Below are 14,737 nucleotides of genomic sequence, written 5' to 3'. Positions count from 1 at the left end.
CGCATTAGCGATAATTTTTAGGGATGTCCATGAACAGCAGCTTGGCGTTGTCTGAGGAGATCTGCCCCCAGTGATTGCAGTCAAAACTGATGCCCACCACCCCGGCGGTAGGTAAGTTGGCGATGCTCTTGTCTGGCACCAGCATGTTGACCAGCTCTGTGAAGGTGGGGTTGTGGCCCACCAGCATCACTTGCTCATACTCATCTGGCATGCCTTGCGCAAAATGAAGCAGCGAGCTGGCGTCTATGCGGTACAATTCTTCCTGCACCCCAATCTTCTCAGGATCATAGTCCAGTTCTTTGGCCACCAAGGTAGCCGTAGAAAGGGCGCGCACCGCAGAACTAGAAACCATTAAGTCTAGGTTTACCTTGCGCTCACTAAGCTCCTGCCCAATGAGGGGAGCATCTGTACGGCCGCGCTTGGCCAAGGGACGATCATGGTCGCTGAGGTCTTCAAACTTCCAGCTTGATTTGGCGTGGCGTAAGAGGTATAGAGTTTTCATGCGGGTTTCACTAAAGAAAAAGCCACAAGAAGAACCACCCACCTGGCGGAGTCTCTGTGGCTTCTCTCTTTACTGATTGCGCCCCTAAATAGTTGTCTCTACAAACCTGTGTCCAGACTTTTAAGGATTGCTCTAAAACCACGGCGGGCTCCCTTTAAAAGAGAGCCCGCTGCTGTGGATGATGTCCTCCAGAACAAAAGGAGCAACGTTTTTGGGCTGTTTTTCAGGAAATAGCCCAAAAACGGAATTAATACTCGTCGGCTTGCTTGCCGGCGTTAGGGTAGCGCTCAAAATGGAGCTTGGCTACTTCCTTGGTCAAGACCTCCCGCAATTCGTCAATGTTGGAGCGGTTGGTAGCCGAGATGAAGATGGCCGGCGCGTGTTCTTTGGCCATAAAGGTAGACTTAAGGTCGGCGATCTCGGGCAGGGCCTCTGGGTTGTCCTCTTTCATCTCCTGCTCGCGCTTCTCCAGGTACAAGTCTGTCTTGTTGAACACCAGAATCACCGGCTTGTCTGCTGACTGGATGTCTTTGAGCGTCTCATTGACCACATGGATGTGCTCCTCAAAGGACGGATGGGATACATCCACCACGTGCAAAAGCAAATCTGCCTCTCTAATCTCATCCAGGGTAGACTTAAAGCTTTCAATGAGTTTGGTAGGTAGTTTTCTGATGAACCCCACCGTGTCTGAAAGCAGGAACGGAATGTTGTCAATCACCACTTTTCTCACCGTGGCATCTACCGTGGCGAACAGTTTGTTCTCGGCAAACACGTCTGACTTGGAGAGCAGGTTCATGATGGTAGACTTGCCCACGTTGGTATACCCTACCAAAGACACGCGCACCACGCCGGTGCGGGACTTGCGCTGCTCATAGTTCTGCTTGTCAAACTTCTCCAGCTTCTCTTTTAGCAAGGCTATCTTCTCGCGCACAATCCGTCTATCCGTTTCAATCTCCGTTTCACCTGGTCCGCGCATGGCCACGCCGCCGCCTTTCTGACGGCTCAAGTGGGTCCACATGTTGGTCAGTCTTGGCAGCATGTAGCGGTACTGGGCCAGTTCTACCTGCGCGCGCGCCGTGGCGGTCTGCGCCCGTAGCGCAAAAATGTCCAGGATGAGCAAGCTGCGGTCAATGATTTTCACCTCCAGCTCACGCTCCAGGTTGCGCACCTGCGACGGGGAGAGCTCATCATCAAAGATGACCATGTCTACCTTGTGCTCTTTCACAAACGCCACAATCTCCTCCAACTTGCCTTTGCCCACATAGGTGCGCATGTCGGGCTTGTCTAGTTTCTGGATGAAGCGTTTGAGGGTTTTGGCGCCCACGGTCTCTGTTAAGAAGGCCAGTTCGTCCAGGTACTCCTTCGTCTTCTCATCTGTCTGGCGCCATTCCGGCACCGATACCAACACTGCCGTTTCTTGTTCTTTGGCGGTTACGTGGAGTTTTGTATTCTTCATCTATAGTAATGATTAATGACCAGTGAATAATGATTAATAAATGGTGATTATTAGGCTAAGGAGTAGTCGTTTTTGGCTTGTTTTCCAGAAAATAGGCAAAAAACGAGGAGTCTCAAACTCTATATTAATCACTATTCATTAATCATTATTTAGCATGGTGGTGTATTGGGCTAATGCCTCTTGTTCTTGTTCGCTCAACTGCGATCCATAGCCGGGCATGAGGCCTCTACCGTTGGCAATGACGGCCTTTCGGTCTTCTACGCTCAACGTACTTTGCTGTAAATTAGATGCCCCGCTCATGCCTTTCTGTCCGTCCTGGCCGTGGCAGGTGGCGCAGAGCTGGGTGTAAATGGCCTTGGTGTTTTGTAAATGAGTGCCTTCTAACTGCAAAAGAATGGGGTTGACAGGAGCTTTGGGCGCCTGGGGTTGCACTTCTTCCTGTTGATTCTCCCTAGTAGCTACCTGTTCTTCTTGGGCCGGGGACATTCTCATGCTTTTGGTTTCGGCTACGCCATACACGTACAGGAAAATAAGAATGCCCAAAAAGGTCAAGGCTTTGCTGTGACGCTTAATGCCTACAATAGAAATAGGAATGGCCGCCAAAACCAGCAATATTTTTACCAGCAGCCAAGTGGGCAGAGGCCCATTGTATTTTAGCGTAAGATAGCCGCCCGTGACTAAGATCAACGTCCCAAAGACCATGTCCAGCACCTTGGTAGACGAGCGCACCTTGTTGAGTGTGTCATGCTTACCCAAGAACAACAAAACGGCCTTTGTCAGGAACAACAGCAAAAACAGGATGACTACTAAAACGTGCGTGTGCAAGAAAGCGGTAATAGGCATGAGGTCTTATTTGGACGTAAACGCAATGGATTTGGCACAAAGTAAGCACAATACCCATGAAGTATCCATACCCAGCCGCAGAATTACGTATAGGGACAGGTTCTGTTAAAACCCTTGTATCTTTGCCCTTTATTCTAGTCTATGCGCATTGCCATTGTCATCAATAAATCCTGGAACATCTATAATTTTAGGCTGAGCCTAGTCAAGGCTTTGTTGGCCGCCGGTCATGAGGTGGTGGCCATTGCTCCAGAAGACGCTTACTCCGCTAAGCTGGTAACCGAAGGATGCCAGTTCCTGCACCTGCCTATGGAAAGCAAAGGCACCAATCCGCTCAAAGACTTGCTCCTGATCCAGAACTTCCTGAAGGCCTATAAACAAGTAAAGCCCGATGTGATTCTGCAGTACACCATCAAGCCCAACATCTACGGGAGCATTGCCGCCAAGCTGGCCGGTATTCCTACCATTAACAACGTGTCGGGTTTAGGGACGGTCTTCATTGTGCAGAACCTGGTGTCAAAAGTAGCCATGGCGCTGTATAAGTTCTCGTTCCGGTTCCCGGCCAAGGTATTCTTCCAGAACAACGATGACAAGGCCCTTTTCCTAGAGCGCAAGCTGGTGCGCGAGTCCATCACCGAAGTCCTGCCCGGCTCGGGCATTGACACCCAGCGTTTCCAGCCCGCGCCGTTCCAGCGCCATGAGCCGTTTACTTTTTTAATGGTGTCCCGTGCGTTGTATGAGAAAGGCCTGGTAGAATACGTAGAAGCCAGCAAGATCCTGAAAGCCAAATTCCCAGAGGTGCGCATTCAACTGTTGGGCGGCATTGACGAGGAAGGCAACATTGGTATTAAGCGTACCTTGGTAGAGCAGTGGGCACAAGAGGGCTGGCTGGAATACCTGGGCACCTCAGATGACGTGGCCGGTGTCATGCGCAACGCAGACTGCATCGTGCTGCCCTCTTACCGCGAAGGCACACCGCGCACTCTCTTAGAAGCCGCCGCCTTGGGCAAACCCATTGTCACCACCAACGTGCCCGGCTGTAAAGAAACGGTAGTAGACGGCTACAATGGCTACCTCTGCGAAGTTCGAAACGGCGCAGACCTCGCCGAGAAGATGCAACAAGTACTCTCCCTGCCAGACACGGCCTTGCAGACCATGGGCCAGAACAGCCGCCAGCTAGCCGAGGAAAAATTTGATGAGAAATACGTGATAGATCGTTATTTTGCAGCCATAGAAGGCGCCGCTGGGAAAAGGATTTGAAAATTAGGAGATGTGAAGATTTGAAAATAGTTAAATGGGATAGGTGGCTGAATTTCAAAATAATACGTCTTCACCTCAAGCCAATTCTCAAAATCATTCAATCTCTCATTCACTCACAAAAACAAGATGGAAATAAAGAAATTCCCTATAGAAGGGGTAGTAGAAATCACGCCGCGCGTATTCGCAGATGAGAGAGGAGCATTCTTGGAAACTTTTAGCGCCAGATTGTTTGCAGAAGCAGGTATCACTGAGACGTTTGTGCAGGACAATAAATCCATCTCTAAGAAAGGTGTTTTGCGAGGTCTGCACTTTCAAAAGCCCCCGTATGCTCAAGCAAAGTTAGTGAGTGTGGTAGTGGGGAGAGCATTAGACGTAGTGGTGGACTTGCGTAAAGACTCTGCCACTTATGGGCAATATGCAACGTGTTTGCTTGACACTGAAAAACATAACCTGTTCTTTGTTCCTATCGGGTTTGCCCACGGATTTGTAGCTTTGGAGGAGGGTACCGTTTTCCAGTACAAGTGCAGTAATTACTACAATAAAGAGTCTGAGGGCGGTCTGCTTTGGAATGATCCTGCCTTGGGGATTGAGTGGGGAATAGAGAACCCATTGGTGTCTGAAAAGGACGAGATCTTACCGACGCTAGCGGAGTTAGAATCTCCTTTCTAAGAAAATAGATGCATACAAAGAAGGAGGCCTTTGCTATCGTAGCAAAGGCCTCCTTCTTTGTATACGCAATGCCCGTTTTTGGCCTGTTTCCCAGAAAAAAGGCCAAAAACGACTTACAGCAAATCCACTACCGTCTCTAGGCCTATTCCACGAGAGCCTTTAATCAATACATGGCTGTTTCTAACTGGGTGGTCATTGAGCCAGATTTCCAGGGCGCTTTTCTCTGCGAAGTACCGGAAGTCGGGGTTGACCTCGGCGGCGTAGCGCATCTCATGGCCGCAGAGGAAGACCTGCGTAAAATTCTGCTGGGCTAACTGCTCGCCTAGTAATCTATGCTCGGCTTCGCTTTCCTGACCCAGTTCGCGCATGTCTCCTAAGATGACTACTTTTTGGTCGCCTTCCATCTGCGCGAAGTTAGACACAGACAAGGCCATGGAGCTGGGGTTGGCGTTGTAGGCATCCAATAGTATGGTGTTGGTGTCTTTGCGCACAATCTGAGAGCGGTTGTTGGTGGGCTCATACCCGGCAATGGCGGCGTTAATCTGCGCATGCGGCACGCCAAAATATTGACCAATGCAGGCGGCCGCGGCCATGTTCTCAAAGTTGTAGGAACCCATCAAATGCGTATGCACAGTCTCTCCGTTGGCGGCGCGATAAATGACTTGCGGAGCGGCTTGCAGCAACTCAGCAGAATAATCATCTTGTGGGCCATAATAGGTGACTTTCTTCTCAATGCGGCGGCTCATGCGCATGAGGTGCTCGTTGGCGGTATTCACAAACACAGTACCACTCACATTGTCTAGATGCACATACAATTCACTTTTAGTGCGGGCCACGCCCTCCAGACTGCCAAAACCCTCTAAATGCGCCTTGCCAATGTTGGTGATGATGCCATGCGTGGGTAGGGCGTAAGAGCAGAGCTCAGCAATGTCGCCGGGTTTGTTAGCGCCCATCTCAATGATGGCCAGCTCATGGTCTGGTTGTATGCTCAACACCGTCAAGGGTACCCCAATGTGGTTGTTGAGATTGCCTTTGGTGCAGAGGACGTTGAATTTCTGGCTGAGCACCGCGTTGATGAGCTCCTTGGTAGTGGTTTTACCGTTAGAACCCGTAATGCCAATGAATGGAATAGACAACTGCTGACGATGATGCAAAGCCAAGGCCTGTAATGCAGCTAAGGTGTCTGGCACCTGTATGATGTTAGGACCAGTGACGGCTGGATCTTGTACCACGGCATAGCGGGCGCCTTTGGCCAGGGCAGGCTCTGCGAAGACGCTGCCTTTGAAGTTGGGACCGTCCAGGGCAAAAAAGAGCGTGTTGTCTTGCTCGGCGCGCGAGTCTGTGCTCACTTTCCGGCACTCCAGGTATTTTTGATAAAGGGTTTCTACTAGCTCCGCCATATTTTCTGTAGCTTTAATCAAATCAGGATGAATCACAATGAATCTAGGGTTAAAGGTACTAGGCTTTTTGGTAATTTGTTTGTCTCTAGGCGGGCAAAACGGCTGGACGCAATCCAAAGCAAGGTTGCAGGAAACTGCCGGGCCAAGGGTAGAAAGCAACGCCCAGGGCATTCGCCTGCCCTGGGCCGGAGGCTTTAACAGTCCGCAGTTCTCAGCCATTGACTTAAACCAAGACGGGCAGGAGGATTTGTTTGTTTTTGACCGTAGCTCGCAGAAAGTGTCCACTTTCTTGGCTGTGCAAGCCAACGGCCAGTGGGAATACCAGTTCGCGCCGCAGTACGTGGCGGCTTTCCCCGTAGACCTTAAGTTCTTTGCGCTGCTCAGAGATTTTAACTGTGACGGTGCCCCAGACTTGTTTACAGCTACCAGCCAAGGCATCAGGGTTTATACCAACACCACCATTCCTACTTCTACGGCTCCTAGTTTCAACCTCACGCATCCCTTGCTGACCTATGACGGTACGGTGAACCTGACCGTAGGCTCAGAAGACCTGCCGGCCATTCAGGACATGGACGATGACGGCGACCTGGACATTCTGATGTGGGAATGGTCTGGAGGTACCAAACTGGAGTATTTCCAGAACCTACAGGTAGAGGAAAACCTGCCGTGCGCGCAAATGAAATTCACCAAGACCTCATCACAATGGGGACGGGTAACACGCTGCGTAGGTGGTCCCTGCAATACCTACAGATTCAACGGGGAGGCTTGTCCATCTATCAACCACGTGGGTGGGTCTAGTGTGCTGGCCCTAGACCTGAACGCAGATGACGTGCTAGATTTGCTGGCGGGCCATGACGACTGCCCAGACCTGGTAAGCCTTCTAAACACTGGGACGGTACAGAGTCCTAAAATCACCAGCGCAGAGCGCAACCTGCCGCCAGACATTACCGGCAACCAATTTAGCGTTTTTCCGGCGGCGTATTATTTGGACGTCACCTTTGACGGACTGCCAGATTTAGTGGTAGCGCCTAACATGACCAACAACGCCCACCGCAACGTGGATCTTAAAAACTCGGTGTGGGTGTACGCCAATACAGGGTCAGGCAAGCATCCCAGGTTCCAAAGCGCCAAGCAACCGTTTCTGCAGGACCAGATGGTGGACGTAGGCGAAGGCGCGTCACCGGTATTAGGAGATTTGGACGGGGACGGAGATGTGGACTTGCTCATCGGGAACACCGCTCTCCTGAAAGATGGAAAATATGCCGCTTCTTTCATGCTGTACAGAAACACGGGTTCCACCTCAGAAGCCAGCTTCAGGCTAGAAGAGGAAAATTACCTGGGGTTGGCCGCGCAAGAACTACAATCCCTGAAAGCCCAGCTACTAGACCTCAACCAAGACGGACAATTGGACCTGTTGTACAGTGCCTTCAACCCGGCCACGTCTGTAGTGGAATTAAAGTACCTCATAAACGAGGCCTCTTATGAGCAAGACGCGCAGTTTTACTTAAACAAAGCCGTGCCCGTGACGGGAGTGTTGTTCTTTAAAGGAGACGTTCCGTATTACGCAGACGTAGACCAAGACGATGTGCTGGATTTGTTAGTGGGTAGGGCTTCTGGCGCGCTCCATTATTACCGAAACACGGGCACCAACCTTCATCCGGTTTGGGGCCTGATTAGTGAGAGTCTGGGCGGTATTGCGGCCAACGTAGAGCGCAAGCGCCTACAGGTGCTGGTGGCAGACTTGAACCACGATAGAATGCCAGACCTTTTGACCTCAGATGACAGCGGGGTGTTACGGCTTTATCCTTCCTTTCTTGATTATCTGGCAGGCACTTTTCCGGTAGAAGAGAGTTTAATGGAGGCAGAAGGCCAGACAGGTGCTCAGTTGAACTTGGGAAGCAACGTAACAGCGGCCTCAGGTGATCTGTATAGTGGCCGGTATAAAACCCATGAATTGTTACTGGGCACCCACGCCGGTGGTATCAGGCATTTTACACCTGTGCCAGTGCCTTTAGGTATAAAAGACGACGCAGAAAAGGTGCTGGCCGGCATACAATTGTATCCTAATCCAGCCATGGGCTTTACTACCTTGCACTCTTCTAAAGCCATTAGGTATACCGTATACAGCGTTGCCGGAGCCAAAGTAGGGCAAGGAATTGTCAATGCGCACCAAGCCCAGCAGATTAAAACAGCGCATCTACCGGCCGGCTTGTACGTGGTTAGGGTAACGGCGGCCTCTGGGGCAACTGCTACGTTAAAACTGGCGGTGACCAAGTAAGATGGTAGCGCTGGTGTATTTTGATTTGTCTGAAGACGCATCCTTCACATACCAAAAGCCTTTGCTTACCTGGCTGAAGAAGCAGTACCCTAATGTGACGACGTTTGATCTTGACAAGGCCTCAGAACCCATGTTGTTCCATCATGCGCAGCGGCTTTTGCAAGGAGCCCGTTTTTGCCTTCTTTTCCTGAAAACAGGCCAAAAACAAATTCTAGGCCCAGAGATGCAACTGCTAGATGCGCTTTTCAAGAAAACAACGGGAGTGGCCGTCGCTATCTGCGGGCAACATGCGCACTTAGAAACCGTCCTTAAGGCAAGGCCTGCCATTGCCTTCGCGCAAGCAACCTTAGAGGAAGACCTGCATCCGTTTTTGGCCTCGTTTTTTGAATTGAAGGATTGAAGGATTGAGAGATTAAATGCTTGAGCGAATTTGAAAATGTACCAATCGGCCATTAAAAAATGCACCAATCAATTTCCTCATCTGCACATCTCCAAATTTTTACATCTGAAATCTCAATCAATCAATTGAAAAGCATCTGCGTCCAGGTGCCAGGGGAGCTTGGTTCTGGTTTCCTCTAAATGCGCCCTTGACAAGGTGATGGTCTCTACGGTCTCTTGGTGTTCGGTGTGGAAAAGGCTGGCTCCCAGTAAGTCATAAGCGGCAGAATCACCGGAGTAGTAATGTCCCTTGGCATCGGTGCCCACGCGGTTCACGCCCACGGTGTAGGCCAGGTTCTCAATGGCGCGGGCCTGGAGCAAGGTCGTCCAGGCAAAACGGCGGCGATCGGGCCAGCTGGCAATGTAGATGAGCACGTCATAGGCCAGCGGCGTATTGCGCGCCCACACCGGGAAGCGCAGGTCATAGCACACCATCGGGCAAATTTTCCAGCCTTTCAAATCCACAATTAAACGCTCCTGACCGGCGGTGTACACCTCGGTCTCACCGGCCATCCTGAACAGGTGACGCTTGTCATAGTGGGCGTGGGTGCCGTCTGGACGCATCCAGAGAAGGCGGTTGTAGTACTTGCCGCCTTCTTGGATGATGAGGCTTCCCATCACCACAGCCTTAGTCTGCTGCGCCATCTGTTTCATCCAAGCCACTGAGTCGCCGGTCATTTCTTCGGCCAGGTCTGCCGCCTCCATGCTAAAACCGGTGGTGAACATCTCTGGCAGGATGACCAAATCAGTTTCGGGGAGCTGTATGATTTTCTCCTCTAGCTTGGCCCGGTTGGCAGCGGCATCATGCCAGAGTAAATCAGCTTGGATCAATGAGACGCGCAGATCAGAAAACATGGTTTAAATTAATAATTAACAATTAAGAATTAGTAATTGGGAACGTAATAAAAGCTCCAAGCAGCAATTGTTCTTGGCGCTGCCCAACTAATGCAAGGTACAACCCGAATAAGAACATTGGAAATTTAGAAACCCAAGATGCTGAAGATAGCCATAGATATGGATGAGGTCATGGCCGACCCCATCGCCAAGTTTATTGAATTGTACAACCGGGACTGCGAACTGCAACTGACCTTGGAGGCGCTCCACGGCAAAGAAGTGCATGAGGCCGTGCCAGCAGAGCACTCAGCCAAGGTTTGGGAATACATCAACGCTGAAGGTTTCTTTAGAGACCTGCAAGTCATCCCCGACAGTCAGGAAGTCATCAAGGCATTGACGGAGAAGTATGAGGTCTTTATTGTGAGCGCCGGCATGGAGTTCAGGAATTCGCTCATTGACAAGTTTGACTGGCTCCAGGACCATTTCCCGTTTATCGGCTGGCAGAACTACGTCCTCTGCGGCGACAAATCCATTATTGGCGCTGACATCATGATTGACGACCGCGTCAAGAACCTCCGTACGTTTTCTGGGGACCGCAAGCTGTTGTTCACCTCTACCCATAATGTGCATGTTACGGAGTTTGAACGCGTGAACACCTGGAAGGAAGTAGCGGAAAAACTGTTGTAAGGCGTTTTTGGCTTGTTTTCTGGGAATTAGGCTGAAAATGACTTTTTATAATTGGGGCTTCTTCGTCCCCCTTTGAAGGGGGTAGGGGGATGACTTGGTGCAGCTGATTCCTATTTTCTGCTCCTGCCTCCCAACGCCGTTCTTCCCAATTCCTTCTTTCTTACTTTCTGCCCGGGTTTGTCACTTTTCTCCTTGATGAGAAAAGTAACCAAAAGAATCAAGAGCCCCCGAACTCGCTGACCGCTCAGACAGGGCGGGGGCTCATAAAGGTGCACCGTGAGAAGCTATCTGTTTCATAGCTGCCTTACGTCTCTGCCAATCGAACAGTCATTACTTTCTCTCTCGTGAAAAGAGACTTAAACTAACCAGTCTCTTTTCCCTCGGTCAAGGGCAGACGGATTAGTGGTAGAGACGTTGAAATGCCTTCATCGCCCGGCGGGCGGAAATCTATTGTGACTGATAATTCCTGACTCTAGATTCAGGACTCACAACTGACACAAACGCTCTGCCGCAGATATTAGCGTTTCCTCCTTCTTAGCGAAGCAGAAGCGCACTAAACGGTGGTCGGTGTGGTCATGGTAGAAGACGGATATGGGAATGGTGGCCACACCTACTTCTTTGGTGAGCCACTGGGCAAACTCTACATCTGGCTTGTCTGAGATGTTGGCGTAGCGCGCTAATTGGAAGTACGTGCCAGCACAGGGAATCAGCTCAAACTTGGACGGTTGTAACAACTGGGCAAACAGGTCGCGTTTCTGTTGGTAGAAGCTGGGTAGCGTAAGGTAATGCTCGTGGTTATCTAAGAAGGCAGCCAGCGCGTGCTGGAACGGCGTGGCCGTGCTGAAGGTAAGGTACTGGTGCACTTTCCTGAACTCTGCGGTGAGCGCGGGTGGGGCAATGCAGTAGCCTACTTTCCAGCCGGTGGTGTGGTAGGTCTTCCCGAAGGATGAGATCACAAACGCCCTTTCCGCCAGGGCCGGCACTGACAGAAGGCTCAAATGCGGCTGCCCGTCAAAAACCATGTGCTCATAGACCTCATCGCTCAGAATCAAAAATGAATGCTTCTGGGCTAATCTGGTCAGGGCGTCCAAATCTTCCTGTTGCCAGACAGCGCCAGTAGGGTTGTGCGGCGAATTTAACAATAGAAGCCTAGTCTTGGAGGTGAGCTTGTCTTCAATCTGCTGCCAGTCTAGGGCAAAATCTGGGTAGGTGAGGGAGGCATATACCGGCACGCCGCCGCTTAGTTCAATGGCCGGTACATAGGAGTCATAGCAGGGCTCTACCACCAGCACCTCGTCTCCGGGTTGGACCACGGCGGCAATGGCGGCAAACAAGGCTTCGGTGGCACCGGAGGTGACGGTCACTTCAGTGTCTGGATTGGGCAAGTGGCCGTACAGGTGCTGCGTCTTCTGACTGATTTTCTGCCGCAACGCGGGAATGCCGGCACTTGGCGCGTACTGGTTGTGGCCCTGGCGCATGGCCTCCGTGACCAGGTTCATCAGCTCTTGTGGGCAGTTAAAGTCTGGGAAGCCCTGCGCCAGGTTGATGGCGTTGTGCTGCAGGGCCAGCTGCGTCATGGTGGTGAAGATGGTGGTGCCTACGTTGGGTAACTTGCTTTGGAGAGAAGGAGCGGTCATGCGTTTTTGGCCTGTTTTCTCAAAAATAAGCAAAAAACGATGCCGTAGGCTATCCCTTCAAAACCGTCTGTACCATTTCCTGTAAGGTAGGAATCATCTCCTGCTCATACCAAGGGTGGCGGGTAAACCAAGCAATGTTTCGGGGCGAAGGATGGGCCAAAGGCATATACTTAGGCAGGTAGTCTTGCCAGGCTTCCACGGTTTGGGTAAGCGTGGGCTTGGCCTTATCTTGTAAGAAGGCCTTTTGGGCGTGGACGCCTATCAAAAGCGTGAGCTGTACATTGGGCAACATAGGCAGCAGCTGCGGGTGCCAGTGCTGAAAACACTCGGGTCTTGGTGGCAAATCACCCGATTTTCCGGTGCCCGGAAAGCAGAAACCGGTGGGCACAATGGCAATGTTGGCTTCGTCATAAAACTCATCTGGCGTAAGGCCCATCCATTGGCGCAGGCGCTTGCCGCTCTGGTCATCCCAAGGAATGCCCGAGGCGTGCACCTTGGTGCCGGGTGCCTGGCCTACAATCATCAATTTGGCAGTGGTAGAGGCTCTGAGAACGGGTCTGGGGCCATGAGGCAAATGCGCGGCGCATAGCTGGCAGGCGCGTATCTGGGTGAGGAGGTCTTGCAACATCAAGTGCTTAACACCAGCAGCAGCGTTTTTGTGCTAGTTTCTGGAAAATAAGCCAAAAACGAAGTAGGCCCGAAAACAAAGAAGCCAGCACCTAAGGGCGCTGGCTTCTGTTCTTTGCAAACAATCTTTAAAACGTGTGGTCCACTGACTCATCATCCATAGGGAATGCCCGGTAGAGCATCCAGGAAATAGCGATGGACGTGAGGGTCAAGGCAATGAGGATGGGTTTCATCTTCTTACGTTTTAAGGATTAGTGGCGTGATGAGTAGTGCCCCGTATTGGGGTCGCGGCCGTGGTCGCTTTCATCTGACCAGCGCGGCCCGTTCTCACGGCCTCTGTCTCTATATGAGCGGTACTCATAGTTATGGTCGCGGTCTCTGTCGCGGTCTGGATGCAGGTCGCCGGTGTACATGGTGCGGGTAGTGCGGTTCCAGAGGTTCTGGGCACCGTGACGGATGTCATGCCAGGCTTCACGCAGGCCTTCGCCCATGTCATCCAGAATATCACCCTTGTCACGGTCTACGCGGCGGCCATCATTGTCTGTGTAGCGGTGCTCTCTGTACCAGTCATGGTTGCCGCTGCCGTAGCGGTAGTCATCATCCTTGTAACGGCTGCGCCCGCCGGGCCAGTCATTGTAGGGGTTGTTCTCTGGCAGCGGCGGCTCTGTGCGCACGCCTCTGGAGTCCATGTAGGCGCCGCGGTAGTAGTTCTCATTAGAGTCGTCCATGCGGCGGCGCGGGTCAATGCGCTCAGAATGGATGTTGTCATGCCCGCGGCCGTAAGAGTCCTGGATGGCCGAGTAGTTGCCGCGACCGTCGCCGTACGGAGAGAAGTGGGTGTTGCTGTTGTGCCCTTGCGACGAAGAAGACGGGTACGGCTGCTGTCCCTGGCGGGTGTTGCGGCTGTCTCCGTAGTTTAAGCTGTTCTGGGCACGGTAAGGGCTGTTCTGGCTGGTGCCGTAGTGCTTCTGGCGGCTGCCGCCCAGGTCTGCGTTGGAGTTCATGCCATACTGGTCTTCTGGGAAGTGGCTTCTGGTCTGGTGGCTAGGCCCCGTGTGGAAGTTGTTGCTAGGGTCCCAGTGGCTGCCCTGCGCCTGTGGGTGCTGCGGGGTGTGCTCCTGGTCACGGCGGTACAAGTCACGGCCCAGGCGTTGGTTGTCTTGCTCATCTCCCTGGTTTGCGCTGCTGGGGTTTCTATACTTATTGTCTTGCATGGTAGTATTGGTTTGGTCTTACATAAGGCGCTGCCCTGGGTTGGGCAGGCACCTTCTGCTACGTTTACGATAGCCTTTGCAGAGAGTTAAGAACGCCTTGCACTCTAAGTCGTTTTTGACCTGTTTTTCAGAAAAGAAGCTAAAAACACCTGGGTACCCATAACCATTTCTGGCCGAAGCCAGTATGAGCATGAAGAACTAAATTGAGGGTAGTGTGATATGAAAAGATTTTTGCCTCTGATCAGTATTTTTGCCTTGTTTATGTTGATGCTCTCCGGGTTTGCGCACGCGCAGACCAACCGTCAAGCGGCACCCATGCAAAACACCTTCAGCCAACCAATTCCTGCCAACGCCAACACTGCCATCCTGTAAAAAAGCAAGCCAAGAAGGCACCTGCTGCCTGTCAACCCTATAAAAGAGAAGGGCTCCTTAGATGATCTAAGGAGCCCTTCTCTTTTTAAGAACGTGTGGGTTATTGCTCAGGAAAATACGTTTCCATGATTTCTTTGATGTGCGATTCTTGCAGGGGCTTGGAGATATGGCGCTGCACGGTGTTGTACTGCTTAAGGCGCTCCAGGTCATAGAAGCTAGCCGACGAGGTAAGCATCATCACCAGAACGCAGTTCTTCAGCTCTGCGGGGAGTTGATCATACTCCTCCAGAAACTCAAACCCGTCCATGACCGGCATCTTAATGTCCAGCAGGATAAGTTCTGGGTTGGCGTTGCCGGCGGCGTGGTTGCTCTGCAAAAACTTAAGGGCCTCCTCTCCGTTGGTGGCCACCTCAATGGATGCGGCAATGTCCAAATTGTTCAAGAGCCGCTTGTTAAGGTAATTGGTGGTTTCATCATCATCCACCAGTAATATGAGGTTAAGCCGTTTCATAGGGTAAAGGTA

The 14,737-nt window shown here is 51.6% G+C and carries 15 protein-coding genes; 6 read left to right on the top strand and 9 right to left on the bottom strand.

Annotated elements, in window-relative coordinates; genetic code table 11:
* Positions 1–4 precede the first annotated feature (4 nt).
* From ABD880_RS10700 to ABD880_RS10690, 3 genes are all read right to left on the bottom strand, one after another.
* A complete protein-coding gene (locus ABD880_RS10700) occupies positions 5–502 on the bottom strand; it encodes a SixA phosphatase family protein (RefSeq protein ID WP_345165646.1) in 498 nt (165 codons plus the stop codon).
* 247 nt (positions 503–749) lie between these two features.
* Positions 750–1,958 carry a GTPase HflX gene (hflX, locus tag ABD880_RS10695; RefSeq protein WP_345165644.1) on the bottom strand — a complete coding sequence of 403 codons (1,209 nt, stop codon included), beginning with the start codon at positions 1,956–1,958 and terminating at the stop codon, positions 750–752.
* Between the two features lie 138 nt (positions 1,959–2,096).
* The gene (locus ABD880_RS10690) at positions 2,097–2,801 is read right to left on the bottom strand and encodes a SirB2 family protein (RefSeq protein ID WP_345165642.1); all 705 of its coding nucleotides are present in this window, start codon (positions 2,799–2,801) and stop codon (positions 2,097–2,099) included.
* 141 nt (positions 2,802–2,942) lie between these two features.
* On the opposite strand from ABD880_RS10690, the gene ABD880_RS10685 reads away from it, so the two are divergent.
* Together ABD880_RS10685 and rfbC are read left to right on the top strand one after the other, a co-directional pair.
* On the top strand, positions 2,943–4,058 hold the full coding sequence (locus ABD880_RS10685) for a glycosyltransferase family 4 protein (protein WP_345165640.1): 1,116 nt from the start codon (positions 2,943–2,945) through the stop codon (positions 4,056–4,058).
* Positions 4,059–4,184: 126 nt separating this feature from the next.
* Positions 4,185–4,727, top strand: a complete 543-nt coding sequence (rfbC, locus tag ABD880_RS10680) for a dTDP-4-dehydrorhamnose 3,5-epimerase (protein ID WP_345165637.1) — start codon at positions 4,185–4,187, stop codon at positions 4,725–4,727.
* A 113-nt stretch (positions 4,728–4,840) separates the two neighbouring features.
* On the opposite strand, the gene ABD880_RS10675 is transcribed toward rfbC, so the two are convergent.
* A complete protein-coding gene (locus ABD880_RS10675) occupies positions 4,841–6,127 on the bottom strand; it encodes a UDP-N-acetylmuramoyl-tripeptide--D-alanyl-D-alanine ligase (RefSeq protein ID WP_345165635.1) in 1,287 nt (428 codons plus the stop codon).
* A 37-nt stretch (positions 6,128–6,164) separates the two neighbouring features.
* Between ABD880_RS10675 and ABD880_RS10670 the strand changes: the two genes are divergently transcribed.
* Both ABD880_RS10670 and ABD880_RS10665 read left to right on the top strand, forming a co-directional pair.
* A complete protein-coding gene (locus tag ABD880_RS10670; protein ID WP_345165633.1) occupies positions 6,165–8,405 on the top strand; it encodes a T9SS type A sorting domain-containing protein in 2,241 nt (746 codons plus the stop codon).
* Between the two features lies 1 nt (position 8,406).
* Positions 8,407–8,805 carry a hypothetical protein gene (locus ABD880_RS10665; protein WP_345165630.1) on the top strand — a complete coding sequence of 133 codons (399 nt, stop codon included), beginning with the start codon at positions 8,407–8,409 and terminating at the stop codon, positions 8,803–8,805.
* A 113-nt stretch (positions 8,806–8,918) separates the two neighbouring features.
* On the opposite strand, the gene ABD880_RS10660 is transcribed toward ABD880_RS10665, so the two are convergent.
* Complete coding sequence (locus tag ABD880_RS10660) at positions 8,919–9,698, bottom strand: amidohydrolase (RefSeq protein WP_345165628.1); 780 nt, start codon at positions 9,696–9,698, stop codon at positions 8,919–8,921.
* 138 nt (positions 9,699–9,836) lie between these two features.
* Between ABD880_RS10660 and ABD880_RS10655 the strand changes: the two genes are divergently transcribed.
* Positions 9,837–10,364 (top strand): 5' nucleotidase, NT5C type, encoded by a 528-nt coding sequence (locus ABD880_RS10655; RefSeq protein WP_345165625.1) that lies wholly within the window; start codon positions 9,837–9,839, stop codon positions 10,362–10,364.
* A gap of 485 nt (positions 10,365–10,849) precedes the next feature.
* Here ABD880_RS10655 and ABD880_RS10650 read toward each other — a convergent pair whose 3' ends face one another.
* The 3 genes from ABD880_RS10650 to ABD880_RS10640 all read right to left on the bottom strand — a co-directional run bounded on the left by ABD880_RS10650 (position 10,850) and on the right by ABD880_RS10640 (position 13,842).
* On the bottom strand, positions 10,850–12,001 hold the full coding sequence (locus tag ABD880_RS10650; protein ID WP_345165623.1) for a pyridoxal phosphate-dependent aminotransferase: 1,152 nt from the start codon (positions 11,999–12,001) through the stop codon (positions 10,850–10,852).
* 49 nt (positions 12,002–12,050) lie between these two features.
* On the bottom strand, positions 12,051–12,629 hold the full coding sequence (locus ABD880_RS10645; protein WP_345165621.1) for a uracil-DNA glycosylase family protein: 579 nt from the start codon (positions 12,627–12,629) through the stop codon (positions 12,051–12,053).
* Positions 12,630–12,879: 250 nt separating this feature from the next.
* Entirely contained in the window at positions 12,880–13,842 is a 963-nt protein-coding gene (locus ABD880_RS10640) for a hypothetical protein (protein WP_345165618.1), read from the bottom strand.
* 219 nt (positions 13,843–14,061) lie between these two features.
* Between ABD880_RS10640 and ABD880_RS10635 the strand changes: the two genes are divergently transcribed.
* On the top strand, positions 14,062–14,214 hold the full coding sequence (locus tag ABD880_RS10635) for a hypothetical protein (protein WP_345165615.1): 153 nt from the start codon (positions 14,062–14,064) through the stop codon (positions 14,212–14,214).
* 100 nt (positions 14,215–14,314) lie between these two features.
* Here ABD880_RS10635 and ABD880_RS10630 read toward each other — a convergent pair whose 3' ends face one another.
* Positions 14,315–14,725 carry a response regulator gene (locus ABD880_RS10630; RefSeq protein WP_345165613.1) on the bottom strand — a complete coding sequence of 137 codons (411 nt, stop codon included), beginning with the start codon at positions 14,723–14,725 and terminating at the stop codon, positions 14,315–14,317.
* Between the last annotated feature and the right edge of the window lie 12 nt (positions 14,726–14,737).

Origin of the sequence: Nibribacter koreensis, from assembly GCF_039541795.1 — a bacterium.
In the GTDB taxonomy this organism is placed as follows: domain Bacteria; phylum Bacteroidota; class Bacteroidia; order Cytophagales; family Hymenobacteraceae; genus Nibribacter; species Nibribacter koreensis.
This window is presented reverse-complemented; position numbering and strand designations above follow the sequence as displayed.

Coding starts and splice junctions, on each gene's coding strand:
- ABD880_RS10655 (WP_345165625.1), top strand. CDS start 9,837: ATGCTGAAGATAGCCATAGATATGGATGAGGTCATGGCCGACCCCATC.
- ABD880_RS10645 (WP_345165621.1), bottom strand. CDS start 12,629: ATGTTGCAAGACCTCCTCACCCAGATACGCGCCTGCCAGCTATGCGCC.
- hflX (WP_345165644.1), bottom strand. CDS start 1,958: ATGAAGAATACAAAACTCCACGTAACCGCCAAAGAACAAGAAACGGCA.
- ABD880_RS10640 (WP_345165618.1), bottom strand. CDS start 13,842: ATGCAAGACAATAAGTATAGAAACCCCAGCAGCGCAAACCAGGGAGAT.
- rfbC (WP_345165637.1), top strand. CDS start 4,185: ATGGAAATAAAGAAATTCCCTATAGAAGGGGTAGTAGAAATCACGCCG.
- ABD880_RS10635 (WP_345165615.1), top strand. CDS start 14,062: ATGAAAAGATTTTTGCCTCTGATCAGTATTTTTGCCTTGTTTATGTTG.
- ABD880_RS10665 (WP_345165630.1), top strand. CDS start 8,407: ATGGTAGCGCTGGTGTATTTTGATTTGTCTGAAGACGCATCCTTCACA.
- ABD880_RS10660 (WP_345165628.1), bottom strand. CDS start 9,698: ATGTTTTCTGATCTGCGCGTCTCATTGATCCAAGCTGATTTACTCTGG.
- ABD880_RS10685 (WP_345165640.1), top strand. CDS start 2,943: ATGCGCATTGCCATTGTCATCAATAAATCCTGGAACATCTATAATTTT.
- ABD880_RS10670 (WP_345165633.1), top strand. CDS start 6,165: ATGAATCTAGGGTTAAAGGTACTAGGCTTTTTGGTAATTTGTTTGTCT.
- ABD880_RS10675 (WP_345165635.1), bottom strand. CDS start 6,127: ATGGCGGAGCTAGTAGAAACCCTTTATCAAAAATACCTGGAGTGCCGG.
- ABD880_RS10690 (WP_345165642.1), bottom strand. CDS start 2,801: ATGCCTATTACCGCTTTCTTGCACACGCACGTTTTAGTAGTCATCCTG.
- ABD880_RS10630 (WP_345165613.1), bottom strand. CDS start 14,725: ATGAAACGGCTTAACCTCATATTACTGGTGGATGATGATGAAACCACC.
- ABD880_RS10700 (WP_345165646.1), bottom strand. CDS start 502: ATGAAAACTCTATACCTCTTACGCCACGCCAAATCAAGCTGGAAGTTT.
- ABD880_RS10650 (WP_345165623.1), bottom strand. CDS start 12,001: ATGACCGCTCCTTCTCTCCAAAGCAAGTTACCCAACGTAGGCACCACC.